Below are 25,205 nucleotides of genomic sequence, written 5' to 3'. Positions count from 1 at the left end.
TCACCCCAACAACCACAATGCATGTTCAAATTACCCCCCATACTTACCTCACCATCATCAGGTTTTCTGACAATGGCCTTTTCCAGCGACTCCTTGGCAATCTTCCTCGCCGTGCTTGATGCCGGGTCGTTCTCGGCCGCTGCGCGCAAGCTGGGCCGTGTACCCTCGGCGGTGAGCATGGCAGTTGCCCAGCTGGAAGCAGAACTGGACCTGGTGCTGTTCGACCGGGCCACGCGAAAGGCCTTGCCCACCAGCGCAGCCCTGGCGCTGGAGCCGCAAGCCAGGCAGGTGATCTGCCAGCTCAACCTGCTGGACGCGCAGGCCCTGCAACTGCACAAAGGCCTGGAAAAGCGCCTGACCATCGCCATGGCCCCCGAACTGCAAACCGGCCGCTGGAGCCAGCCGCTGGAAGTCCTCGCCCAGGAGTTCCCCAGCCTGGAAATCGAAGTGCGCTCGGCCACGCAGACCGAAGCTGTGCGCCTGTTGCATGAAGGCAGCGTGCAACTGGCACTGGTGTTCGAGCGGCCCGGTATCGACGAGCGTGAGTCATTCCTCGAAGCCGGCAGCCAGTTGCTGGTGGCCGTCGCCTCGCCCCGCCACCCTGCCGGCCAGAACAGCGGCACGCCATTGCCTGAAGAAGCCTTTGCCGAGCAGCGGCAGATCATCGTGGCCTCGGGCAAGGCCACCGGGTCGGACCCGCGCATGGTACTGTCGCGGCGCATCTGGCTGACCGACAGCTACCTGGCCACGCTGGACCTGGTGCAGTCCGGCCTGGGCTGGGCCTACCTGCCGCAGCCACTGGTCGAGCCGCTGATTGCCTCAGGCGCACTGGCCGAGGTGCGCTTCGACAACATGGCCAGCCGCTTGCGCTTGTGGGTGGACATCATCTGGATCAAGTCGCGGCCGCTTGGCCTGGGCGCCCGGCGTTACCTGGACGTCATGCGCCAATGCTTTGAGACAGAATCGCCGAGGTCCTGAGCCATACCCGACTACGCTTCGAGCAAACCAATGAAGTGAGTAGCGCCCACGGGCAAGCCATGCCCCCGGTTTGGAATGTAAACGATGTATCCGGTTTGTACCCGGTGTAAACCCACAGAGATTGCATCAGGGCTAACAGGTGTTGGCCACAAGATATTCAGCGCCTGTGAGACCGAGCGCCGCCCGCGCGGCGCATCGCGAGCTGGCGCTGAAGATGCCGTGGCGAGCACCTGGTAACCCTGATGCCATTGCCAGAAACCATAGAGTCTCCACAGGGTCGGCGTGAATCCATATCAAACGCCCGGCCCCACCAACCTGTACCCCACGCCCGCCTCGGTGATGATGAACCGAGGCGCGGTGGGGTCATCACCCAGCTTCTGGCGCAGGTGCCCGACCACGATCCGCAAGTAATGGGTGTCTTCCACATGGGTAGGCCCCCAGATGTCCTTGAGCAACTGCTGCTGGGTAATCACCCGCCCCGGGTGCCCGGCCAATAACGCCAGTAACGCATATTCCTTGCGCGTCAGCGCCACCTCGACGCCCTCCAGCGTCACCCGGCGAAAGGCAAAGTCCACGGTCAGCGGCCCGAAGCTGGCCGCCACCTCCGAACCACCGGCCTGCGGCACCTGGCGCAGCAAGGCCCGCACCCTCGCCAGAAACTCCTGAATGCCAAACGGCTTGGTCACGTAGTCGTTGGCCCCGCCATCCAGCGCATCCACCTTCTGCACTTCACTGGCGCGAACCGACAGCACCATCACAGGCACCGCGCTCCACTCACGCAGCTCCCGCAGCACCTGCTGGCCGTCCATGTCCGGCAGGCCCAGGTCGAGCACCACCAAGTCCGGCTTACCCAGTGCCGCCTGGGCCAGCCCCTCTTCACCGGTAGCGGCTTCGATCACCTTGTAGCCCTGCGAGGCCAGGCTGATGCGCAGGAACTTGCGGATCTGCGGCTCATCGTCGATGACCAACAGGGTGGCGGACTGGCTCATGGGGTTTCGCTTTCGGCTTCAGGCTGAGGGGGCAGCGGCAAGCATAGAGTGATGCCGGTGCCCTGGCCATCAATGCCTTCGCCTACCAGGATCTGCCCGCCATGGGCGCCGATCATACCCTGGCAGATGGCCAGGCCCAGGCCGGTGCCCTGCCCGCCACGGTCGCCACGGGCGGCGGTGTAGAACATGTCGAAGATCTTCTCGCGGTCGGCCACCGGAATGCCAGGGCCTTGGTCAAGGACGGCAAAACGCAGCTGCAGGTCCTGCACCGATACGTGCAGTTCAAGCCGGCCATTTGCTGGCGAAAAGCGTGCCGCGTTTTCCAGCACATTGACCAGCGCCTGTTCGATCAGCGCTGCATGCACGAACAGCAGCGGCAGCTCGGCCGGCACATCAGTGTGCACGCGCAACGGGGCGAGCACTACGCGCAGGCGATTGAGCGCGCTGCCGACGATGTCGCCCGGGGCCACCCAGTCGCGGGCCAGCTTGAGGCCGCCGTGGCCCAGCCGGGTCATGTCCAGCAGGTTCTGGATGTAGCGGTCGAGGCGCTCGGCCTCGTTGCGGGTGCCTTCCAACAGCTCGCGGCGGTCTTCCGGCGGGATGGCTTGGTCCAACGCCAGCAGGCTGTCGATGCTGCCGCGCATGGCGGTCAACGGCGTGCGCAAGTCGTGGGAAACAGACGCCAGCAAGGCACTGCGCAACTGCTCGGTTTCGCCATGCAGGCGTGCGGCCTCCAGCTGCTCGGCCAGGCGGGCGCGGGCCAACGCTTGTGCCAACGGCTGGCCAAGGGCGGTGAGCAGGCGCCGGCGCGGGTCGCTTAGCGGCTGGCCGGAACGCGGGCGAACACCGAGCAGCGCCAGGGGTTGTTCGTCTACCGCCAGTGGCCACCACCACCAGCGGCCATTGGGTAGGGTATCACTGCCATGACCGGCGGCCTGGCCATGCTGCCAAGCCCATTGCGCGGCGGCGCGTTCGTTGTCGCTAAAGGCGTGGGCTTCACCACTGGTCACGTGCAGCTGGCCTTCGCTGTTGCGCTCCAGCAGGCACACCTGCATATCCTGCCAGCCATCCAGATGCTGGCCGGCGGCATTGAATACGGCCTGGCGGTCGGTGGCCACCGTCAGCCGGCGTGACAGGTCGAGCAACTGGCTGGTTTGTGCCTGGGTTTCGCGCAGCGCCTGCAACTGCCGGCGCTGGCGGGCGGCCAGGTTACCGGTGAGCGCAGCCATGAGCAGGAAGAACACCAACGTCAGCACGTCCTCTTCGCGCTGGATGCTGAACGAAAAATTGGGCGGGATGAACAGGAAGTCGTAGGTGAGGAACGACAACGCAGCACAGGCCAACGCAGGCCCAAGGCTGCTGCGCACCGCCACCAGCAACACCGCTGCCAGGAACACCAGCGAGATGTTGGGCAGTGCCAGCACACTCGACACCGCCCATGACAGCCCCGCTGCCATGGCCGTGGCCAGCAGCGCCAGCAGGTAATGCCGCCATACCCACACCCGCCGCACCGCCGAACGCGGCGCTTGCGGCTGCACATCGCGGTCCAGCACGTTGATTTCCAGGCCATGGCTTTCACGCAACAGCCGTGCGGCCACACCGGCACCGAACAAGCGCCGACGCCAGCGGTCGCGGGACTGCCCCACCAACACCAGGCTGGCCCGCCGTTCGGCGGCATGCTGGATCAAGGTGCGCGCCACTTCGCCGGCACGCAGCAGCACCACTTCCCCACCCAGGCGCTCGGCCAGTTGCTGCGCAGCCTGCAAACGATGGCGTGCGGTTTCGTCGCGCAGGCGGCCGTTGTCCACATGCACCAGGCTCCAGGGCAGGTGGCGGCGCTGGGCTACGCGGCTGGCATGACGCACCAGGCGCTCGGCCTGGTCGTCGCCATCGACGCCAACCAGCAACCGGCCACGCAAGGCCGGGGCCTCCTGGCCGCGCTGGCGATAGCCGTGCGCCAGGTCGGCATCCACCTGGGCGGCGGCGGTCTGCATGGCCAGCTCGCGCAGGGCGGTCAGGTTGGTTTGCGAGAAGTACGCGTCGATCGCGGCCCGCGCCTGCTCTGGCACGTACACCTTGCCTTCGCGCAGCCGTTCGAGCAGCTCGCGCGGCGGCAAGTCGATCAGCACCAGCTCGAAGGCTTCCTGCAATACCCAGTCCGGCAGGGTTTCGCGCACCAGCACGCCGGTAATGTCGCGCACCTTGTCGTTGAGGCTTTCCAGGTGCTGGACGTTGACCGTGGTGTAGACGTCGATGCCCGCAGCCAGCAGTTCCTGTACGTCCTGCCAGCGCTTGGCATGGCGGCTGCCGGGGGCATTGGTATGGGCCAGTTCGTCGACCAGGGCCAAGGCCGGTGCCACCTTGAGCAGGCCGTCGAGGTCCATTTCTTCGAGCGTGACGCCACGATACTGGCTGCGCAGCAGGGGCTGCTGCTGAAGGCCGCCGAGCAACGCTTCGGTTTCGGCGCGGCCGTGGGTTTCGACTACCCCGGCCAGCACTTGCACGCCCTGACGTTGCTGCGCGTGGGCGGCCTGGAGCATGGCGAAGGTCTTGCCGACGCCGGGGGCGGCGCCGAGAAACACTTTCAACCGGCCCCGGCCAGTTCGCGGGAGAGTAGCCAACAGCGCGTCAGCGCGGGCGGAGTCACTCATCTTTCATCCTTCAGAGTTTGCAACGGTCGACCTAAGGGCCTGCGTTGCAGGCCTTCGCGGGCACGCCCGCTCCCACAGGTATTGCGCCCCCTTCGAACATGGCGTTGTACCTGTGGGAGCGGGCGTGCCCGCGAAGGGCCGCAGAGCGGCCCCAATATCAGTGGCTCAGTCGCTCAAGCGCCTGGTTCAGCGCCAGCACATTGACCACTGGCGGGCCGATCAATGGGTGGAGGGTGGCCTCTTCCAGCAAGGCTTGCAAGCGCTCTGCCGGCAGCTGCCGCGCCGCCGCCACCCGCGGGATCTGATAGGCCACAGCTTCGGGCGGGAGCTGCGGGTCAAGGCCGCTGCCCGAGGTCGTCAGCAACGCCTGTGGCACCGGCCCCAGCCGCGCCTGGTAAAGCGCAGCCGCATCACCCTTGACCCGCTCCGCCAGCGCCGGGTTGCTCGGCGACAGGTTGCTGGCACTGCTGGCCACGGTGGCGTAGGCGCCGGCCGAAAGCCGTGAATGGAACCAGCCATCACCTTTGAATTCCTGAGCGATCAGTGCCGAGCCTCGCACCTGGCCCTGGTCATCGCGCACCAGGCTGCCATTGGCCTGGTCGGGGAAAGCGACCTGGGCAATACCCGTCACCGCCAGCGGGTACAACACGCCGGTCACCAGCGTCATCAACAGGGCCAGGCTCAACGCCGGGCGTACATAAGCATTCATGGTGGCCTCCTCAGACCAGGTTCAGGGCGTTGAGCAGCAGGTCGATCAGCTTGATCCCGGCAAACGGCACCACGATGCCGCCCAGCCCGTAGATCAGCAGGTTGCGCCGCAACAGATGCGCCGCACTGGCCGCCTGCACCCGCACGCCACGCAGTGCCAGCGGGATCAGCACGATGATGATCAGCGCGTTGAACACGATGGCCGACAGGATCGCGCTCTGCGGGCTGGCCAGGTGCATCAGGTTGAGCACGCCCAGCTGCGGATAGATCGCGGCGAACAGCGCCGGCAGGATGGCGAAATACTTGGCCACGTCGTTGGCGATAGAGAACGTGGTCAGCGCGCCACGGGTGACCAGCAGTTCCTTGCCGACCTGTACCACGTCCAGCAACTTGGTCGGGTCGCTGTCCAGGTCGACCATGTTGGCCGCCTCGCGTGCAGCCTGGGTACCGTCGTTCATGGCCATGCCCACGTCCGCCTGGGCCAGGGCCGGAGCGTCGTTGGCGCCGTCGCCGCACATGGCCACCAGGCGCCCGTCGTTCTGCTCCTGGCGGATACGCGCCAGTTTCTTCTCGGGCGTGGCCTCGGCCAGCACATCATCCACCCCCGCTTCGGCGGCGATGGCGGCGGCGGTCAGGGGGTTGTCGCCGGTTACCATCACCGTGCGGATGCCCAGTTTACGCAACTCGGCAAAGCGCTCACGGATGCCAGGCTTGACCACATCCTTGAGGTGGATCACGCCAAGCAGGCGCTTGTCGCTGCACACCAGCAGCGGCGTGCCGCCACTCTGGGCAATGCGCTCCACTTCGCGGGCCAGTGCCGGGGGCATTTCCAGGCGCTGCATGCCGACGAATGCCAGCACCGCATCGACGGCGCCCTTGCGATAGCGGTGCTGCTGGAAGTCGATGCCCGACAACCGGGTCTCGGCGCTGAAGGCCACGGCTTCGAACTGCCCGGCAGCGGGCTCGATGAAGTCGTGCAACTGGCGCAGGTACTCGACAATCGACTTGCCTTCGGCGGTGTCATCCGCCAGCGAGGCCAGCAAGGCACCCTCCCCCAGTTCCTTGGCGGTAATGCCCGGTGCCGCATGCAACGCACTGCAACGGCGGTTGCCAAAGGTGATGGTGCCGGTCTTGTCGAGCATCAGCGTGTGCACGTCACCCGCGGCTTCAACCGCCCGACCTGAACGAGCGATCACATTCAACCGCACCAGCCGGTCCATCCCGGCAATACCGATGGCCGACAGCAGGCCACCGATGGTGGTGGGGATCAGCGTCACCAGCAATGCAGCCAGGAAGATCAGCGGCAGGCTGCCACCGACGAAGTGGGCGAACGGCTGCAAGGTCACCACCACGATCAGGAAGATCAGGGTCAGGCCGATCAGCAGGATGTCGAGGGCGATCTCGTTCGGGGTCTTCTGCCGCTTGGCGCCCTCGACAAGGGCGATCATACGGTCGAGGGTGGACTCACCCGGGTTGCTGGTGATGCGGATCAACAACCAGTCGGAGACCAGCCGCGTATTGCCGGTTACGGCTGAGCGGTCGCCACCGGACTCACGGATCACCGGCGCAGATTCACCGGTAATGGCGGCTTCGTTGACGGCCGCGATACCTTCCAGTACCTCGCCGTCACCGGGGATCATCTCGCCCGCCAGCACACGCACCACGTCATCCTTGCGCAACGCACTGGCCGCAACCGTCTCGTAGCTGCCATCACGCTTGCGGCGCTGGGCAGTCAGGCCCTGGCTGCCAGCCTTCAGGCTGTCTGCGCGTGCTTTCCCACGGCCTTCGGCCAGGGCTTCGGCGAAGTTGGCGAACAGTACGGTAAACCACAGCCACAGGGCGATCTGCACGGCAACCCCGGTGCTCACGCCACTGCCGGGGGAGAAGCACAGCACCGTGGTCAGCACCGCAGTCAGGGCCACCACCAGCATCACCGGCGAGCGCTTGAGCTGGCGCGGGTCAAGTTTCACGAACGCCTGCACCAGCGCCGGGCGCCATAGCGCGGCGAAGCGGGTCTGGTCCTTGGCGGCGTGCCGCGCTTTTACTTCAGGAATGGGCATGTTCATGGTCAGTCCTCAGAAACCCAGGCTCAAGTGTTCAGCGATTGGCCCCAGGGCCAGGGTCGGCAGGAAGGTCAGGCCACCCACCAGCAGGATGGTCACCAGTAGCAGGCCGGTGAACAGCGGGCCGTGGGTGGGGAAGCTGTTGTGCCCCTGCGGCGCGCTTTTCTTCGCTGCCAGGCTGCCGGCCAAGGCCAGGATTGGCAGGATGTAGCCAAAGCGGCCGATGAGCATCGCCAGGCCGATCATCACGTTGTGGAACACCGTGTTGGCGCCGAACCCGGCAAACGCCGAACCGTTGTTGGCAGTGCCCGAGGTATAGGCGTACAGCAATTGGCTGAAGCCATGCGCCCCCGGGTTGCTCACCGCACTCGCCGGGCCTGGCAGGCTGGCGGCGATGGCGCCAAGCACCAGTACGCCGACCGGCATCACCAGCAGGGTCGCCACCAGCAACTGCACCTCGCGGGCTTGCAGCTTCTTGCCCAGGTATTCCGGGGTGCGGCCAATCATCAACCCGGCCAGGAACACCGCAATCAGCACGAACAGCAGCATGCCGTAGAGACCGGCACCGACACCGCCAAAGATCACCTCGCCCACCATCATGTTGACCATCGCCACCATGCCGGTCAGCGGGTTGAGGCTGTCGTGCATGGCGTTGACCGAACCATTCGAGGCCGCGGTTGTGGTCACTGTCCACAGCACCGAACCGGTAGTGCCGAAGCGGCTTTCCTTGCCCTCCATGGGGGCGGCCTGCTGCACCTGGGTGCTTTCGAGCGTGGGGTTAGGCTGATACTCCGACCACAACGCAGTGCTGCCACCCACCAGGAACAGGGCGAGCATGCAGGCGAGGATGGCGCGGCTCTGGCGCAGATCCTTCACGTAGTGGCCGAAGGTGAACACCAGCGCCACCGGAATGAGGATGATCGACGCCACCTCGAACAGGTTGCTCCAGGCCGTAGGGTTTTCAAACGGGTGCGCCGAGTTGACGCCGAAGAAGCCACCACCGTTGGTGCCCAGTTGCTTGATGGCGATCTGGCTGGCGGCCGGGCCCAGCGGGATGGTCTGGTCAGCCCCTTGCAAGGTCAACGCATGGGCATAGTCGGCAAAGGTCTGCGGCACGCCCTGCCACACCAGCAACAGCGCCAGCAGCACGCACAGCGGTAACAGGCCGTAGAGCGTGGCGCGGGTCATGTCGACCCAGAAGTTGCCCAGCGTGGTAGCACTGCGCCGGGCGATGCCGCGGCACAACGCAACCAGCACGGCCAGGCCGGTGGCAGCGCTGACAAAGTTCTGCACGGTCAGGCCGAGCATCTGGCTGAAGTAGCTGACCGACGCTTCACCGCTGTAGGCCTGCCAGTTGGTGTTGGTCACGAAGCTGACCGCGGTGTTGAACGCCAGCGACCATTCCTGACCTGGCAAGTGCTGCGGGTTGAGCGGCAGGTAGCCCTGCAACAGCAGCACGGCGAACAGCAACAGGAACCCGGCCAGGTTGAAGGCCAGCAAGGCCAGCGTGTATTGCCGCCAGCTCTGTTCCTGGCTGGCGTTGACGCCCGCCAGCCGGTAGCAGGCCAGCTCGACCGGGCGCAACACAGGCGACAGCCAGGTGCGCTGGCCTTCCATGACCTTGAAGTAGAACCGCCCGAGCCAAGGTGCCGGCAGCAACACGATGGCGAAGAACGCCAGGAGCAAGGCGAAATCGTAACTGTGCATGGCCGCTCCCTAGCTGCGATCGGCGCGCAGCAGCGCCACCAGCAAGTAAAACGCCAAGGCCACTGCCAGCAGCAGTGACAGCCCGTCGAGCATGTTCATGAGTGGTTCTCCCCGTGGTGCGGCTTGGGCCGCTTTGGGGAAATTGTCCGGGGGCGGGGCGTAAAGGGGCGAGATCGGGGGGTGGGGGTGGGTATAAAGATTGCGTAAAGATCAGGGTTTCAGGTTTTCTGTACTGGCCTCTTCGCGGGCACGCCCGCTCCCACAGGTACAGCACAGTATTCAATGCCGGTGCTGTACTTGTGGGAGCGGGCGTGCCCGCGAAGAGGCCAGTACAGGAAAAACAACCACTTCAATCAAAACAATTCTCATTTGTGGTATTTTGCCGCCCTCGCTCGCTCGTCCGCCAAGGTGGCCCATGTCCGGTTCAGATCTGAAGGCACTCTATCTCGCCCATCGCGAAGAGATTCAGGAGTACCTGGACCGTCGCCTGCGCTGCAAGGAAACCGCCGCCGACCTGACCCAGGACGCGTTCATCCGCCTTTCCGAGCAGATGGGCCGCAGCCGTATCGAGAACTTCCGCGCTTATCTGTTCTCCAGCGCGCGCAACCTGTTCATCGACCACACCCGCCGTCAACAGCACCGCAAGAGCGAGCCACTGGATTCGCCCGAGGCCAGCGCCGTAGCGCAGCCAAGCGCGAATCTGGAACAGGCCGCCATCGCCAACCAGCAACTGGCGGCCTTGAACACAGTGATCCAGAACATGCCCGAACCCTGCCGCGAAGTGTTCCTGATGGTGCGGGTCGAAGGCATGACCTATGTCGACATCGGCGCGCGCCTGGGGATTTCCCCCAAGACCGCCTACAGCCGCATGGTCAAGGCCCTGGAACTGTTGAAACAAGGCATGTCGCAGTGACCGCCGGCCTGCCACAATGCACCATCCCTGCGCTGCCTGTGAAACGTTGAACCGATGAATCGCGAACCGCCATTTACCGACCCTGCCACGCCTGCCGATGACATCGATCATCAGGCCAACGCGTGGTTCGCGCTGTTTCATGGTGCCACCCCCACTGCGCAGCAGCGCGAGGCCTGGGCGGCGTGGATGGCGGCAGATACGCGCCATGCCCAGGCCTACGCCGAACTGGAGAACCTGTGGGCAGCATCGGCTTTGCTGGTACCGCCCGCCGCAGTTGCAACGCCGGCTCCCGCGCGGCTGTCACGCCGCCGATTCGTCGGCATGGGCCTGGCCGCCAGCGCTGCAGCAGCCAGCGCCAGTGCCGGGCTTTTCTGGCTCAAAGGCATGGACACCCCCTTCGCCGACCTGAGCACGGCAGTGGGTGAGCGCCGCATCGCCCGCCTGCCAGATGGCTCGACCGTGGAGATGGCCGGGCACACAGCGATGAACCTGGATTTCTCGTCGACCCGCCGTGCTGTCGAGTTACTGCAGGGGCAGGCGTTTTTCATGGTACGCCCCAGTAGCGCCGGCCCGTTCACCGTTGTCAGCCGGGCGGGTGAAGTGCGCTGTAGCGAAGCCGAGTTCTCCTTCGCGTGCCACGGCGAGGCTACGCAAGTCGCAGTGCACCGGCATCGTGTGCAGGTGCTGGCGGCCACCCAGCAGACCGAGCTGGACGAAGGCCTGGCGCTGCGTTTCAGCCCACGCGCGACCGGGGACATCCAGCGCGCCGAACTGGAGCAGGTACTGGCCTGGCGCAGCGGACGCCTGGTGTTCTTCAACGAACCGCTGCAATCAGTTGTCGAGGAACTGCAGCGCTGGCGTGAAGGGCGCATTTTCATCATGGACAAGCAACTGGCGGCCCGGCGGGTGAGCCTGATCCTCAACCTGGAACAACCCGAGCAGATGCTCGACGTGCTGTCCAGGGCGCTGGCCGTGCGCACGGCGCGCTACACCGAGCTGGTTACCCTGCTCTACCCCGCTGCCTGAAAAATAATTCCACGCCCCATCAGGCATTCAAATGCTTCATGCGTCTTAACGGCACTGAGAGTTATTCGCATATCTGCACTTGCATGGGGCACCCCGAATGGTAACGCGACACAACCCACACACCACTTTCCAGCCACGCTGGCAGCGCAGCGTGCTGAGCGCAGCAATGGCCTGTGCCTTGCTGGCCGGCGCGGCCCAGGCACAGGCTGCCACCGGCCAGCCAGCCGCAAGCGCCCACAGGCTGTCGCTGAACATCCCGGCCCAGCCCCTGCGCCAGGCCCTGTTGGTATTCAGCCAGCAAACCGGTCAGAACGTACTGCTGGACGGCAACGTCGATGCCACCCTGCGCAGCACGGCAGTGGTCGGCAGTTACTCGGCCGAAGACGGCCTGGCCAGGTTGCTGCAAGGCAGCGGCTTCAATTTTGCCCGCACTGACGCCGCTACCCTGTACCTGTTGCCCAGCGAGACGCAAGGCGCCGACCGTGAAGTAACCCTGGCCCCCACGCAGGTGCAATATCAACTGGCCGCCGACAGCCAAAGCCGTAGCTACCAGGCAAGGCCTGCTTCCAGCACCACGCGCCTGGGCCTGAGCAACCGGGAAACCCCGCAGGCAATATCTTCGGTTACCCGCGAACAGCTCGACGACTTCAAGCTCAACAGCGTGAAAGACGCGCTGCGCAACGCCCCCACCGTCACCGTCGAACAATTCGAAACCGACCGTACAGCCTTTACTTCGCGCGGCTTCACCATCGACAACTTCGAGTACGACGGCATGGGCATGCCATTTTCGTCCGGTGTGATGCTGGGCGACCAGGACCTTGCCGAATTCGAGCAGATCGATGTGTTGCACGGTGCCAATGGCCTGATGAGCGGCGCGGGCAACCCGTCGGCAACCGTCAACTTCGTGCGTAAAAGGCCGACCGACACCTTCCAGGCCAGGATCGGCACCAGCATCGGGGCATGGGACAGCCGCCGCGCAGACGTCGATGTCAGCGGCCCGCTGAGCAACAGCGGCAACGTACGTGGGCGCTTCATTTATGCCCACGACAAAGGCAACTCGTACCTGGACCGCTACAGCCACGAACTGAATGTCATGGCTGGCCTGCTGGATTTCGACTTGAGCGACGCCGATACCCTGACCGTGGGCTTTTCCGAACAGAAGAGCGACGCCAACGGCAGTACCTGGGGTGCGCTGCCGATGGCAGATTACCAAGGTAACCCGATCCACTACAGCAGCCGCAGCGCGAGTATCGGCCAGCCCTGGACCTACTGGAATATCCACACGCAGCGGGCCTTCGCCGAACTGGCCCATGACTTTGGTGAAGGTTGGCAAGGCAAGGTCACCGTAACCGGGGTCAACCAGCATCAGGATACCCAGATGCTGTACGCCATCCCCTTCACGGCCGATGACGTGTTCGCCTACATCAACCGCACCACCAGCAGCGAACACCAACTCATTGGTGAAGCGCAGTTGTCGGGCCCCTTCGCCCTGTTCGGGCGCCAACATGAGCTGACGCTAGGCGCCAACTACGGCCGTAGCCGCCACGATGAACGCGGTCATTACCGCAACAGTTCCGGAAGCGAAATCGTCAGCCTTGCCGATGCACTGGCCGGCGCCGTGGTGAAACCACCGCTGACCTACACCGACGAACTCAACACCCAGCACTTCACCGACCGCCAGAAAAGCCTGTATGCCGGCGCACGTTTCAGCTTGGCCGATGACCTGCACTGGATTGCCGGCGCCCGTATGCTCAGTGCCGATGGTGAGGGCATGGGTTACGGTTCGGCCCACGACACCCGGGTACACGGCAAGGTCACGCCCTACACCGGGCTGGTGTATGACCTGAATGGGCAATGGAGCCTGTATGCCAGCTGGACCGAGATCTTCAAGCCACAGTACCTGCGCAGCAGCGCCGGGGGTGTGATCGAGCCGCTGGAAGGCAAAAGCACTGAAGTGGGCATCAAAGGCAGCCTGCTGGAAGATCGCCTGACCGTCAGCGCCGCCCTGTTCAAGACCGAGCAGCAGAATGTGGCGGTTACCACTGGCGAAATCATCAACGGCCAGTACGCCTACCGCGGTGAGGACAACAAGAGCCATGGTGTGGAGCTTGAGGCGTCGGGCGAAGCCATGCCTGGGTTGGACCTGGCCGCTGGCTACACCTATGTGCACATCGAGGATGATAACGGCAACAAGACGCGCCGGTATGTGCCAAGCCACAGCCTGCGTGGCAGTGTCACCTGGCGCCTGCCGAGCCTGCCCCAGGCCCGGATCGGCACGCGCGTTCAATGGCAAAGTGCAACGCAGGCCGATGGCAACAGCCGGGTACGCCAGCAGGCCTATGCGCTGGCCGACCTGATGGGCAGCTACGAATTCGACGAACACTGGAGTGCGTCGTTGAACCTGAACAACGTATTTGACCGCAAGTATCTGCTGTCACTGTACCAGTCGGCGGGGTCGACCAATTATGGGGCACCGCGCAACCTCACGGCTTCGGTAACCTGGAAATACTGAGCTGGGCTGAAACCGCTCCACAGGTTCAAAGTGAACCTGAAGCCAGTGCAGTACCTGTGGGAGCGGGCGTGCCCGCGAAGCAGGCAACGCGGTGGATGGCACCGGCTTTGCCGGTGTTCGCGGGCAAGCCCGCTCCCACAGGTACTGTGCTGGCTTTGAGTTAACACTCTACCTGTGGGAGCGGCTTTAGCCGCGAAGAGGCCAGTCCAGGTTACTGGACAGGGGGCTGGTGCGCGGCGTTGCGGCTCCAGTCCAGCAACAGGCTGTAACCCACCGCCAGCAAGGTCGGGCCAATGAACAGGCCAATGAAGCCAAAGGCGAGCAACCCGCCGAACACCCCCAGCAACACGATCACCAGCGGCAGGTTGCCGCCGCGGCTGATCAGGTACGGTTTGAGCACGTTGTCCACGCCGCTGATCACGAAGGTGCCCCAGATACCCAGGAACACTGCCATGCCGTACTCACCCTGCCACACCAGCCAAGCGGTGGCCGGGATCCAGGCCAACGGCGGGCCCATGGGAATCAGGCTGAGCATGAAGGTCACCAGCCCCAGCACGATGGCACCCGGCACACCAGCGATCAGGAAGCCGATCAGCGCCAGCAGGCCCTGCGCGGCGGCCGTGCCGATCACCCCGTTGACCACCCGCTGCACGGTACCGGCTACCAGCTCCAGGTAATACTCGGCGCGGTCGCCCATCAGGCGGTGCAGCAAGCGCAGCACGAATGCCGCCAGGCGTGGCCCGTCACGGTAGAAGAAGAACACGAACACCAGGCTCAGGGTCAGTTCCAGCACGCCACTGCCGATCTGCGCACTGCGCGCCAGCAACCAGTTGCCCACCTGCCCCAGGTACGGCTTGACCGAGGCCAGCAAAGCCGCACCCTGCTGGTCCAGCGACTGCCACCAGCTGACCAGGCGCTCGCCAACGAACGGGATACCGCCCAGCCAGGCCGGCGCGTCGGGCAGGCCGTCGACCTGCACATCACGCACGAACGCCGTGGCGTCGCGAATATGATCGGCCAGGTTGAACCCCAGCCACACCAGCGGCAGCGCCACGATGAGGATCCAGGCCGTGGTCAGCAGGCTGGCCGCCAGCGTCTCGCGCCCGCCCAGCACACGCGTCAGCAAGCGCATCAACGGCCAGCTGGCAAAGGCCAGAATGGCGCCCCACAGCAGCGCCGAGATGAACGGCGCCATCACCCACAGGCCGGCGCCCAGCAACGCCAACAGCAGAATCTGGACCAACAGGCGATCATTGTTAACCATGGTGGTGCTCGTTCAACGGATCAGTTCAAGGTGCAGGCCGTCGGTGGGCGCAGTGCCCACTTCAAGGCGGCCGTTACGCACGCCTGCCTTGGTCAGCGCCTCGCGCCAGGCCTCGGCCTGGGCGCCACTGAGGCTGGCGCGCAGGGTGCTGTCCAGGTTCAGGCTGCGCGCCAGCAGGTTGACCCAGCTGTCTTGCGGTGCGGCCAGGTCGGGGTAATCAAGCTTGCCGGTATCACGCATTTCGCGCAGTACCGTGGCGGCGGTCGGCAGCAGGTTACCCAGCGGGCTGCCGGCTACGAACTCTTCCACGTGCAGGTAGGCGCGGCGGTTGCCACGGGTAACGCTGTACAGCGCGACCAGGGTGTCGGCCTCTTCTGCCGAACGGCGCAGCAGGATGAATGCCTGTTGTTCGTCACCACCGTTGAGGCGAGCATTGGCAAACACGTCGTTGGCCCACAGGCTGGCCTCGCCGCAATCGCGGCCCTGACACCAGAACAACGGGTAACCACCGTCGCGCTGCAGTTCTTCGCGGGCGCTGGTGAAAGCTTCACGGGCGCTTCGTTCGACCGGCAGCTCGTAGGTGACCGAACTGACCTGGCCGCGGCTTTCAACCTTGTCGTCAACCCGCAGTCGACCGCTGATCTTGCGCAGCGGGCCCATCGGGTAGACGCGCTCCTGCTCCACGGCCGGGCGTTGATCGACCACTTTGGCGTCCACCGGTACCGGCAGGCTGCCGGCCCACAACAGCGGGCTGGCGAAGACCAGGCAGGCGGCCACGGCATTTCGGATGGCAACAGGCGCGCTCATTGGCGACCCAGGCGGCGCGCTGCGCCGAAGTGAAGCTCCAGGATGTCTGGCAGTTGCATGGTTGTCTCCCTGTTCAACCCGCCAAGCCTCGACACTTGTCCGGTGCAAGTCAAGCAAAGCCAAAGAAGCGATTGAAACAGTCTGCGACAAGGGCCGCGCCCTGCTCATCGTTCAGGTGCAGGTGGTGGCCACCGGGTAGCGTCACCTGCTCAAAGGGTAGCTGCTCCAGCAAGCCGGTGTGGCGCGCCAGCATGCCGTCGGCGGCCACCACCAGTTGCGCCGGGCAATTCACCCGGCGCACATGGGCCATGGCCTGGGCTTCGCTCAGGCGCACGGGTGATGGCAGGGTCAGGCGGCTGTCGCTGCGCCAGCTGTAGCCACCGGGCACCGGCATCAGGCCACGCCGGGCCAGCAACTCGGCCGCTTCGCGGCTGACCGCCACCATGCCCTTCATGCGGGCATGTACGCCCTCTTCCAGTGTTGCGTACACCGACTTGCGTTTGCCATCCAGCCGCAGCTGGGCCTGAAGTGCCATCCCCAGGCGTTCGCCGGCATCCTGCTCGGCCCCCGTTGGCGGGATGACGCCGTCGATCAGCGCCAGGTGGCTGACCCGGTCGGGCAAGGCGCCGGCCAGTTGCACCGAAATGATTGCACCCAGCGAATGGCCCAGCAGGGCGAAACGCTGCCAGCCCAGTTGCTCGGCCACCCGCAGCACGTCATGGGCGTAGTCGGCCAAGGCATAGCCGGCGCCGAGCGGGCGGTGTTCCGAGTAACCATGCCCGGCCAGGTCCAGGGCGACGATACGCAGGCCCTCCAGTTGCGGTGCCAGGCGCGCGAAGCTGTTGGCGTTGTCCAGCCAGCCGTGCAAGGCGATCACCGGCAACCCGTCCTCGGGGCCGAACAGGTGCGCAGCCAACTCGATATGGCCAAGGCTCAGGCGAACTTCCTCGACCTGCGCGCTCATGCCTGGCTCCAGCGGTCGAACAGGCCCTTGATAAGGCTGGCGGTGTCGGTCGGGCGCTCCAGCGGGAACATGTGCCCGCCAGGTACGCTGTGGTACTCCCCTTTGGGCATACCACGCACCGCCAGGGTGTGGTGACGGCGAATGACGTTACTGCGCTCGCCACGCACCATGGCCAGCGGCACTTGCAACTGCCGTGCAGGCGCGGGGCTGGTGTGCGGGATGCTGCGGTAGATACTGATTTCGGTGGCTGGATCGAAGCGCAGCTGCAATCCCTGCTCCATCGCTTGCAGGCCGTGGTCTACATAGGCATCAAGGCACTCGGGGTCAAAATGGCGAAACAGTGGTTTGCCGGCAAAATAGTCGCGCGCGCTGTCACGGTCGTTGAAGGTTTCGCGGCGCCCCAGGGTGCGGCCGGCCGGGGTGATGCGGTCAATGAAGCCGAATCGCTTGGCCGTGCGCAGCAGCCACTGATCGGCCCGGGTGAGTACCGGCGAGTCAAGCATGACCACCCCACGGTAGTACTCCGGGCGGCGCAGGGCCGCGTGCAAATGCAACACCCCACCCAGCGAATGCCCCACGCCCCATACCGGCCCATCCTGCTGCGCCAGGTGGTGCAACAGTTCATCCACCAGGCTTTGCCAGTTGTCCTCCACCGGGAAGCGCGGATCGTGCCCGTGCTGGGCCAGGTGCTGTACCTGATAGTCCGGCGCCAGGGCAGCGAACAGTTTGCCGTACGTAGCCGAGGGGAAACCGTTGGCATGAGCGAAGAAGATCTGCTGCGACATGGCGCCTGGTCCGGACGGGAATGATGGCCCATTGTCGGCATCGGGGCCCTGTTCGGCAATGTCCGGAAAGGTCATCGGCAAGGGCTATCAGGTCACGCCGACGGGTCGAAACTGGCAAGGGAACGACGCAGGCACGCTTGCACGAAGCCCAGCTGGCTCTCCAGCGCTTCGCGGGCCTGGCGCTGCTCCTTGTAGTCAAGCTGCAAGCGGCGCAGGGCCAGGCAGCTGGTTTGCAGCAATCGGGACACATGCAGGCAGGCATCCTGAAGGATAAGCAAGTCTTGCAGACTGTTCTCTCTGTCAGCAGCGTTCAGCACACTGTTGGCGTTGACCGTTTTCATCAGGCAATAGAGCTTGGCATCGGCCGAGTCTCGCAGCAGGCTGTACCGGGCAAAGTCCAGTGCAATACCTTGCTCGACCATGTCCAGGGTGGGCTGCAAATCCATGGAGCTCAACAGCTCCCCCGTAACACCTTTCATACACCGCTCCCTGCTTTGTGCCTTTCGGGCAACGCTAGCAAGGGGCCATCTACTGCGGCAACTGACAAAAATGCCAGTTGCCTTGCCGGTTTCAGGGTTTCAAGTTGGATAACTGATCCCTTTGAGGGTCATCAGCCCGGCCAGTGACCAATCCCCTTCAAGCTCCGCCAGGCTGGCGGTGCTCATGGCCGCCGGCTGTTGCTGGTGGCCATGCTCCAGCACCCCGACCAAGGTGCCCACCAGTGGCTGGTGGCTGACCAGCAGCACATGCTCCAGCCCCAACCGTTCGATTTCGCCGATTACCTGCTGCACGTCACTTTCGGGGGTCAGCCAGGGCACGGTACGCACCGGCTCGCTGAAACCCAGTGTGTCATGCACCAGCGCCGCCGTTTGCTGGGCGCGCACGTAGGGGCTGGCGACAATCGCCAGCAACGGCTGCCCGCGCAGGCGAGCGGCACTGTGCAGCACCTGCTCGCGCCCATGGGCCGTCAGCCGGCGCTCGGCATCAGTGTTGGCTCGCGGCTCGGCTTCACCGTGGCGCAGCACCCACAGCTTCACAGCTTGGGCTCCTCGTCGCGCACCGGGTGCGCAGCCGGGGCCACGGCATGCGGCGCCTCGCCTTCCGGGGCACGCGGTGCGGGCCAGTCGGCAAACGGCCAGGGCTTGTGGTCAGTGTGGAAGCTGCCGAAGCGACCGATCTGCGCCAGGTACTGGCTCAAGCTGTCGCCGAAATTCATCAGGCTGGCGCTGGGCGCGCCATACACCAGGCGGTAGATCAGTTGCACCAGCACCAGGCCACCGAGCAGCAATTCGGCCAGCTGCCAGACCACCAGGAACACCAGCATCCACAGGACCCGCAGGATGATCGACTCGCGCTGGGCGCGTTCGGGCGTATCGTTCATGTGTTGCTCCTTGCTGTTGTCAGAGCCGCCAGGGGCTCAGTTGAAACCGCTGATGGAAATGAAATCGACATCGGTCTTGGGCTCGGCGCGCATCAGGTGCTCGATGACCTGGTTCAACGTGCGGCCTTCGAACAGGATGGCATGCAGGCCCGCAACCAGCGGCATGTAAACCTGCACTTCCTGGGCCTTGGCCTTGAGCACCTTGATCGTGTTGACGCCCTCGGCCACCTCGCCCAAGCGGCTGACCGCCTGTTCCAGGCTCAGGCCCTGGCCCAGTGCATGGCCCACCTGATAGTTGCGGCTCTTGGGAGAAGAGCAGGTGACGATCAGGTCACCGACACCGGCCAGGCCGAGGAAGGTCATGGGGTTGGCCCCCTGGCTGACGGCAAAACGGGTCATCTCGGCCAGCGCACGGGTAATCAGCATGCTCTTGGTGTTCTCACCCATGCCCAGCGCCACGGCCATGCCGGCGATGATGGCGTAGACGTTCTTCAGCGCCCCGCCCAGTTCGACGCCGAAGCGGTCGGCACTGGCATAGACTCGGAACGTACGGCCATGCAGCACGGCCTGCACTTGTTGGCAGAGTTTTTCGTCCTCGCTGGCGACCACCGTAGCGGTGAGCGCGTGCTCGGCAATCTCACGGGCCAGGTTGGGCCCTGACAGCACGCCAATGCGGGCCTCGGGGGCGATTTCTTCAAGGATTTGGCTCATCAGCTTGAAGCTTTGCGCCTCGATACCCTTGGTCAGGCTGACCAGGCCCTTGCCGCGCAACAGCTCGGCGTGGGGGGCCAGCACGCTGCGCAGGGCGCTGGATGGCAGAGCGACGAAGATCAGCTCGCTGGCCTGCAAGGTGGCCAGCAGGTCATTGACCGGTTCCACGCCGTCATGCAGGCGGATGCCTTTGAGGTAGCGCGGGTTCTCGCGATTGACCCGCATGGCCTCGGCCTGCGCCGGGTCGCGCATCCATTGGCGCACCGGCACACCGTTCTCTGCCAGCAGGTTCGCCACGGCGGTGCCGAAGCTGCCGCCCCCCAGAACTGCAACAGGTTGCTGTTCAGTCATATCCAATCCGTTAAAGCCAAAAGTTAAGTGGCGACACCGCCATTATACGGCTCGCCTGCTACAGAACCAGTGTCTGGCTGGTGATGTGTGGGGCTGCTGGCATCGAGCGCCGCCCGCGCGGCGCTTCGCGGGGCAAGCCCGCTCCCACATTTGTTTCGGGCCAGTCACTCCTGAGGTCGAGGCACTCGCCCCCCTTGTGTGTCCACCTTGCTATCCAGGTGGACACACAAGGGGGCGCGCGCGATGGTGCAGGCATAACTGGCCCGAAATAAATGTGGGAGCGGGCTTGCCCCGCGAAGCGCCGCGCGGGCGGCGCTCGATTTACGCCGCGCTGCACATTTAAAGCCTTACCCACCCGACGCTCCACTGGCAAAACCCCCAAGGTCAGTTACCATGCCTGTTTCAATCCTGATACAAGGCCGCCCTGTGTTCCCTGGCACGCCCCCGTTCCCGCGCCTGCTCATACTGACCACCCTGCTCGGTGGCCCAGCCATGGCCGACGATCTGTTCATCGACAACAGCGACCTGCCGCAGGTTCTGACTGCCACGCGCCTGAAACAATCCCCGGCGGCCGTCCCGGGCAGCATGACAGTGCTCGACAGTGAACTGATCCGCGCCAGCGGCGCTCGCGACATCCCCGAACTGCTGCGCCTGGTGCCGGGCATGATGATCGGCTACAGCGCCGGCAACCAGCCAACGGTCAACTACCACGGCAGCAACGCCAGCGAAGCGCGGCGCATGCAGGTACTGATCGATGGCCGCTCGGTGTACCGTGCCGGCCTGGCCACGGTGGACTGGAGCGACATTCCCCTGGCCATGGAAGACATCGAGCGCATCGAGGTGTTTCGCGGCCCCAACACGGTCAGCTACGGCGCCAACGCGCTGATGGCAGTGGTCAACATCCTCACCCGCAACCCGGCCGACAGCCATGGCACACGGATGAAAGTGACCCGCGGCCAGGACGGCATCAACGACTTCTACGCCAGCCACGGCTTCGGCTGGGACGGTGGCGACATGCGCCTGTCGCTGTCTGGCCAACAGGACGACGGCTTTGACCACGACCAGTTCGGCCAGGATTACCGCGACAGCCGCCGACTGACCCGTTTCAACCTCAGCGCCAGCCACAACCTGGCGGCCGACCAGACCCTGGAATGGCAACTGGCGGCGAAGGAAGGCAGCAACCAGCGGCCCTATACCTATCAACCGGTCTTCGCCAATTACGAGCCCGGCAACAACGCAGACGTCAATGCCAAGGACTATGCCGGTTCGTTGCGCTGGACCATGGATTTCAGTTCCGAGCACAGCCTTTATATCCAGGGCTCTGCGCAGCACTTCGACCGCCAGCAAGTGTGGCGTGCATGTGATGCCTTGCAGTCATTCAGCCCCGAATTGACCCAGATCTGGCAACTGAACCCTGACTTCGCCGAAAAAGTGGCGCGCGGCATCGCTACCGGCGCCCCCCTTTCGACCAGTGACCCCGTGCTGGGCGGGCTTTTGCAGAAAGTGCAGCAGCAATGGGAAAACGGCGGCATGCAGCAGGTCTGCGGCGACGTTGACCAAAGCACCCGCGAAACCCGTTATGACCTCGAAATCCAGGACACCCTGAGCCTGACCGACAGCCTGCGCCTGCTCAGCGGCATGAACTACCGCTATGATCGTGCCGACTCGCAGACCTATTTCAACGGCAGCATCGACGACCAGACCTGGCGCCTGTTCGGCCAGCTGGAGTGGCGCGCCGACGAGCACTGGATCCTGCAGGGTGGAACCATGTTCGAAGACTCGCGCCTGTCCGGCAGCTCGCTGACCCCACGTGTTGCGGTCAACTACCTGATCACCCCGCGCCACGGCTTGCGTGCGGTGTACTCCGAGGCGGTGCGCTCGCCCGACATGTTCGAGAACAACATCAACTGGAGTTACACGGTCAAGAACCTGACCCCCAATGCATTCGGGCTGCAAAACGGCGAATACTTCGTCAAGACCCGCGGCCCGGGCGACCTCGACCAAGAGCGCATGCGCTCGCGCGAGCTGGGCTACAACGGCTACTTCAGCGACATCGACCTGAGCATGGATGTGAAGCTGTTCTACGACGAGATCACCGGAATGATCAGCGAGCCCCTGAAGAACAACCAGTACATCGCCAGCAACGCGAACAAGGCCAGGTTCAGTGGCAGCGAGGCGCAACTGGACTGGCGCCCTACCCTGCGTGACCGGCTGCGCCTGACCTACGCCTACGTCGATGCCTGGGCCAGCAACCCCAACGACAGCCGCCTCACTGCCCGCAACAGCGGCTCGGCCGGCTGGATGCGCGAATGGGGCGACGGCTGGTCGAGCGCGCTGTTCTACTACGGCGACGATGCGCTCAACCTGTACCGCTACGAGCGCGTGGACCTGCGCGTGGCCAAGCGTTTTCGGGTGCAGGGCAGCAACCTGGAGCTGGCAGCGCTGTGGCAGCAGCGGCTGGACGATGAGCCCACCACCTATGTGCAGAACCTTTACGACAGCCGCCACCGCTTCAGTGTCAGCGCGGAGCTGGAGTTCTGATGGCCCTGCTGCTGCGCCTGTTGTTGCTGTGCCTGTGGCCGTTGGGGCCGCTGTCTGCCAGCGAGATTCTGCTGGTCGGTGCCGAAGACCAGCCCGGCATCCGCAGCTTCGTCGCCGCACTCGAAAGCCGTCGACCGCACGATCACGTACATTTCCAGGCCATCGCCGACCTGCCCCGCCCCGGCAAGCTCAAGGCCGACCAGCGCCTGATTCTGCTCGACAATGCCGCGCTGGAGTGGCGCCTGGGTGAAAACGCCGGCCCGCCGGCCCTGGTCATGCGGGTCAGCCGGGTACAGGCTGAACAGCGCCTGGGAAAGTCGCGCCCCGCGTTCCTCACCCTGCTGTGGAGCGACGCGCCGCTGGGCCGGCAATTGCGCCTGGCGCGCTACCTGTTACCCCAGGCACAGCGCATTGGTGTGCTGTACGGCGAACACAGTGCTTTCCTGCTTGAAGAGCTACGCCATGCGGCCCGCCCGCTAGGCCTGGAGATCATTGCCCAGGACTGGCCCGACCTGCGTGACAGCCGGCCCCTGCAGCACCTGCTGGGCAACAGCGATGTGCTGCTGGGCCTGGACGACTCCGACTTGTACAACTCCAAGACGGCCAAGAACCTGCTGTTGAGCAGCTATGGCCGGCAAATGGCACTGATCGGCCCGAACGCCGGCTTCGTGCGCGCCGGTGCGCTGGCCAGTACCTACAGCGACCAGGATGACTGGCTGGCGGTGCTCGACCAATTGCTCGATCAACCCCCTGCGCGCTGGCCGCGCAGCCTGTACCCGGCACACTACGGGGTCAGCGGCAACCAACAGGTAGCCCGCGCCCTGGGCCTGGAACCGATCGATCCGATCGCCGCCGCCAAGGCCCTGGCCGAAGGAGAACCCACCCCATGAGCAAGCGCCTGAGCTGGGACATCCACACCCGCACCCAGATCATCAGCCTCGGCCCTGCCCTGCTGCTGACCCTGCTGCTGATCAGCTTCTTCACCTTCGTGCGTATCCAGGACTTGCGCCAGGAACTCAACCATACCGGGCAGTTGATCGCCAACCAGCTGGCTCCGGCCTCGGAGTACGGCGTGATCTCGGGCAACAACGAAGTGCTTGAAGGCCTGATGCGCGCGACCCTCAGCATCCCTCACGTGCGCTTCCTCGAAGTGCAGGACAGCCGCAACCACATCCTGGTGTACGTCGAGCAGTCCGATGAAAGCGCCAACCGTGCGCAACGCGTCGAAGTGTTCCAGGCGCCCATCCGCCTGCAGCAGATTCGCCTGGACAGCGACTTCCTGCAGCAGGGCAGAGTCAGCACACCGGCCATTGGTGATGACTACCTGGGCCGGGTGATCGTCGGCATGTCCGATGACGCCTTCAGCCAGCGCCAGCAGGAAATCGTGATCAAGGCCGGCATCCTGGCCCTGTTCGCCCTGCTGTTCACCTTCCTGCTGGCCCGCCGCCTGGCCCTGAGCCTGGCCAAGCCCATCAGCGACATGGGCCATGCAGTCAAGGCCATTCAGCAAGGCGAGTACAACACCCCGCTGCCCGTGGTGGATGACAGCGAGCTGGGCCACCTGGCGCGCCACATCAACAACCTGGCCAGCGCCCTGGAGCAGGCCAGCGATGAACAGAAGCAGGCCATTGCCGAGCTGATCCAGGCCCGCGAGGAGGCCGAGCAGGCCAACCGGGCAAAATCGGACTTCCTGGCAATGATGAGCCACGAGTTGCGCACGCCAATGAATGGCGTGCTCGGCATGCTGCAACTGCTGGAAACCACACCCCTGAGCAGCGAGCAGGCCGAATACACCGCCGTAGCCAGCGAATCCACCGGGCATTTGCTGAAAGTCATCAACGACATCCTCGATTTCTCGCGCATCGAACGCGCCGCGCTGCAACTGGAGTACATCGACTTCAACCTGGGCGACCTGATAACCAGCAGCGTCCAGTCGTTCCAGCACAGCGCCCAGCAACGAGGCCTGGACTTGCACCTGCAACTGCCTGCCGGCATCGAGCCGTTGCAGGTGAACGGCGACCCCACGCGCATACGCCAGATCCTGCTGAACCTGGTCGGCAACGCGCTGAAGTTCACCGAGCGTGGCCAGGTGCAGGTCGAGGCGCGCTGGCAGGTACTCGACCGGCAGTTGATCTGGCTGACCTGCAGCGTGCGCGATACCGGCATCGGCATCGACAGCGACCGCCTGGAAATGATGTTTGTCGCCTTCCAGCAGGCCGACAGCTCCATCTCCCGCCGTTATGGCGGCACCGGGCTGGGCCTGTCGATTGCCCGCACCCTGGCCGAACGCATGGGCGGCAAGCTTCGCGGTGAAAGCCGCGTAGGCCTGGGTTCCACGTTTACCCTCGAGATGCCCCTGGCCCTGGCCAGCCCTGCACCCAGCCCGCAGGCCTTGCCAAGCCACATGGCTACGACCATGCCCGGCACTGACCAGGTGCTACTGGTAGAGGACAATCCGGTCAACCAGAGCGTCATTGAAGCCATGCTTCGCAGCCTGGGCCTGGCGGTATGCACGGCTGACGATGGCCTTGAGGCAGTGGACCTTGTCAGCCGCCAGCGCTTCGCTGCCGTGCTGATGGACTGTCGCCTGCCACACCTGGACGGCTATGAGGCGACCCGGCGTATCCGCCAGCTGGCCAACGGCGCCGGGTTACCGATCATCGCCCTGACGGCCAATGCCTTGCAGGGCGACCGCGAGCGTTGCATCGCTGCCGGCATGGATGACTACCTGAGCAAACCCTTGCGCCGCACCGAACTGCAGCAAGTGCTGCAGCGCTGGCTACCCGGTCGGACAACCGCGACTGGCGATAAATGCTAAAGTGCGGCAGTCTTAAGGACTGGACAGGACCGTCGC

The 25,205-nt window shown here is 64.7% G+C and carries 21 protein-coding genes; 7 read left to right on the top strand and 14 right to left on the bottom strand.

What is annotated here, in order from left to right; genetic code table 11:
• Positions 1–72: 72 nt before the first annotated feature.
• The gene (locus ACIQUI_RS19390) at positions 73–978 is read left to right on the top strand and encodes a LysR family transcriptional regulator (RefSeq protein WP_403201674.1); all 906 of its coding nucleotides are present in this window, start codon (positions 73–75) and stop codon (positions 976–978) included.
• A gap of 293 nt (positions 979–1,271) precedes the next feature.
• Here ACIQUI_RS19390 and ACIQUI_RS19385 read toward each other — a convergent pair whose 3' ends face one another.
• The 6 genes from ACIQUI_RS19385 to kdpF all read right to left on the bottom strand — a co-directional run bounded on the left by ACIQUI_RS19385 (position 1,272) and on the right by kdpF (position 9,195).
• Positions 1,272–1,967 carry a response regulator gene (locus tag ACIQUI_RS19385; protein WP_403201672.1) on the bottom strand — a complete coding sequence of 232 codons (696 nt, stop codon included), beginning with the start codon at positions 1,965–1,967 and terminating at the stop codon, positions 1,272–1,274.
• Positions 1,964–4,618, bottom strand: a complete 2,655-nt coding sequence (locus ACIQUI_RS19380; RefSeq protein WP_403201669.1) for a DUF4118 domain-containing protein — start codon at positions 4,616–4,618, stop codon at positions 1,964–1,966. Before ACIQUI_RS19380 ends, ACIQUI_RS19385 begins: the two co-directional genes overlap by 4 nt.
• Before the next feature lie 157 nt (positions 4,619–4,775).
• A complete protein-coding gene (gene kdpC, locus ACIQUI_RS19375) occupies positions 4,776–5,327 on the bottom strand; it encodes a potassium-transporting ATPase subunit KdpC (protein ID WP_403201665.1) in 552 nt (183 codons plus the stop codon).
• Between the two features lie 10 nt (positions 5,328–5,337).
• Positions 5,338–7,392, bottom strand: a complete 2,055-nt coding sequence (kdpB, locus tag ACIQUI_RS19370) for a potassium-transporting ATPase subunit KdpB (protein WP_403201663.1) — start codon at positions 7,390–7,392, stop codon at positions 5,338–5,340.
• Positions 7,393–7,401: 9 nt separating this feature from the next.
• On the bottom strand, positions 7,402–9,096 hold the full coding sequence (kdpA, locus tag ACIQUI_RS19365) for a potassium-transporting ATPase subunit KdpA (RefSeq protein ID WP_403201661.1): 1,695 nt from the start codon (positions 9,094–9,096) through the stop codon (positions 7,402–7,404).
• Positions 9,097–9,105: 9 nt separating this feature from the next.
• Positions 9,106–9,195: a K(+)-transporting ATPase subunit F gene (gene kdpF, locus ACIQUI_RS19360; RefSeq protein ID WP_003251485.1), complete on the bottom strand. Its 90-nt coding sequence runs from the start codon at positions 9,193–9,195 to the stop codon at positions 9,106–9,108.
• A gap of 316 nt (positions 9,196–9,511) precedes the next feature.
• Between kdpF and ACIQUI_RS19355 the strand changes: the two genes are divergently transcribed.
• The 3 genes from ACIQUI_RS19355 (at position 9,512) to ACIQUI_RS19345 (ending at position 13,547) form a co-directional block, all read left to right on the top strand.
• Positions 9,512–10,009, top strand: a complete 498-nt coding sequence (locus ACIQUI_RS19355) for an RNA polymerase sigma factor (protein WP_403201658.1) — start codon at positions 9,512–9,514, stop codon at positions 10,007–10,009.
• A gap of 54 nt (positions 10,010–10,063) precedes the next feature.
• Positions 10,064–11,035: a FecR family protein gene (locus ACIQUI_RS19350; protein ID WP_403201655.1), complete on the top strand. Its 972-nt coding sequence runs from the start codon at positions 10,064–10,066 to the stop codon at positions 11,033–11,035.
• A gap of 97 nt (positions 11,036–11,132) precedes the next feature.
• Positions 11,133–13,547, top strand: coding sequence for a TonB-dependent siderophore receptor (locus ACIQUI_RS19345; protein WP_403201652.1), 2,415 nt, complete (start codon positions 11,133–11,135; stop codon positions 13,545–13,547).
• A gap of 211 nt (positions 13,548–13,758) precedes the next feature.
• On the opposite strand, the gene ACIQUI_RS19340 is transcribed toward ACIQUI_RS19345, so the two are convergent.
• The 8 genes from ACIQUI_RS19340 to ACIQUI_RS19305 all read right to left on the bottom strand — a co-directional run bounded on the left by ACIQUI_RS19340 (position 13,759) and on the right by ACIQUI_RS19305 (position 19,810).
• Positions 13,759–14,811 carry an AI-2E family transporter gene (locus ACIQUI_RS19340; RefSeq protein ID WP_403201649.1) on the bottom strand — a complete coding sequence of 351 codons (1,053 nt, stop codon included), beginning with the start codon at positions 14,809–14,811 and terminating at the stop codon, positions 13,759–13,761.
• A 12-nt stretch (positions 14,812–14,823) separates the two neighbouring features.
• Positions 14,824–15,618: a DUF4892 domain-containing protein gene (locus ACIQUI_RS19335; protein WP_403201647.1), complete on the bottom strand. Its 795-nt coding sequence runs from the start codon at positions 15,616–15,618 to the stop codon at positions 14,824–14,826.
• Positions 15,619–15,727: 109 nt separating this feature from the next.
• Positions 15,728–16,582 carry an alpha/beta hydrolase gene (locus tag ACIQUI_RS19330; protein WP_403201644.1) on the bottom strand — a complete coding sequence of 285 codons (855 nt, stop codon included), beginning with the start codon at positions 16,580–16,582 and terminating at the stop codon, positions 15,728–15,730.
• Positions 16,579–17,367, bottom strand: a complete 789-nt coding sequence (locus ACIQUI_RS19325; RefSeq protein WP_403201642.1) for an alpha/beta fold hydrolase — start codon at positions 17,365–17,367, stop codon at positions 16,579–16,581. Before ACIQUI_RS19325 ends, ACIQUI_RS19330 begins: the two co-directional genes overlap by 4 nt.
• A 92-nt stretch (positions 17,368–17,459) precedes the next feature.
• Positions 17,460–17,846, bottom strand: coding sequence for a hypothetical protein (locus ACIQUI_RS19320; RefSeq protein WP_403201640.1), 387 nt, complete (start codon positions 17,844–17,846; stop codon positions 17,460–17,462).
• 99 nt (positions 17,847–17,945) lie between these two features.
• Positions 17,946–18,404, bottom strand: coding sequence for a phosphohistidine phosphatase SixA (gene sixA / locus ACIQUI_RS19315; protein ID WP_403201637.1), 459 nt, complete (start codon positions 18,402–18,404; stop codon positions 17,946–17,948).
• Complete coding sequence (locus tag ACIQUI_RS19310; protein WP_403201635.1) at positions 18,401–18,748, bottom strand: DUF4389 domain-containing protein; 348 nt, start codon at positions 18,746–18,748, stop codon at positions 18,401–18,403. Before ACIQUI_RS19310 ends, sixA begins: the two co-directional genes overlap by 4 nt.
• Positions 18,749–18,784: 36 nt before the next feature.
• Positions 18,785–19,810 (bottom strand): NAD(P)H-dependent glycerol-3-phosphate dehydrogenase, encoded by a 1,026-nt coding sequence (locus ACIQUI_RS19305; protein ID WP_403201633.1) that lies wholly within the window; start codon positions 19,808–19,810, stop codon positions 18,785–18,787.
• Between the two features lie 393 nt (positions 19,811–20,203).
• Between ACIQUI_RS19305 and ACIQUI_RS19300 the strand changes: the two genes are divergently transcribed.
• From ACIQUI_RS19300 to ACIQUI_RS19290, 3 genes are read left to right on the top strand one after another with little or no spacing between them, the layout of a single operon-like run.
• Positions 20,204–22,351, top strand: coding sequence for a TonB-dependent receptor plug domain-containing protein (locus tag ACIQUI_RS19300; RefSeq protein ID WP_403201630.1), 2,148 nt, complete (start codon positions 20,204–20,206; stop codon positions 22,349–22,351).
• Positions 22,351–23,241: an ABC transporter substrate-binding protein gene (locus ACIQUI_RS19295; protein ID WP_403201628.1), complete on the top strand. Its 891-nt coding sequence runs from the start codon at positions 22,351–22,353 to the stop codon at positions 23,239–23,241. The genes ACIQUI_RS19300 and ACIQUI_RS19295 overlap by 1 nt, the downstream gene beginning before the upstream one ends.
• Positions 23,238–25,169: an ATP-binding protein gene (locus ACIQUI_RS19290; RefSeq protein ID WP_403201625.1), complete on the top strand. Its 1,932-nt coding sequence runs from the start codon at positions 23,238–23,240 to the stop codon at positions 25,167–25,169. Before ACIQUI_RS19295 ends, ACIQUI_RS19290 begins: the two co-directional genes overlap by 4 nt.
• Positions 25,170–25,205: the final 36 nt, after the last annotated feature.

Source organism: Pseudomonas sp. NPDC090592, from assembly GCF_044769185.1.
In the GTDB taxonomy this organism is placed as follows: Bacteria; Pseudomonadota; Gammaproteobacteria; order Pseudomonadales; family Pseudomonadaceae; genus Aquipseudomonas.
Note: the sequence above shows the minus strand (reverse complement) of the source record. Positions and strands in the feature narration are given on the sequence as shown.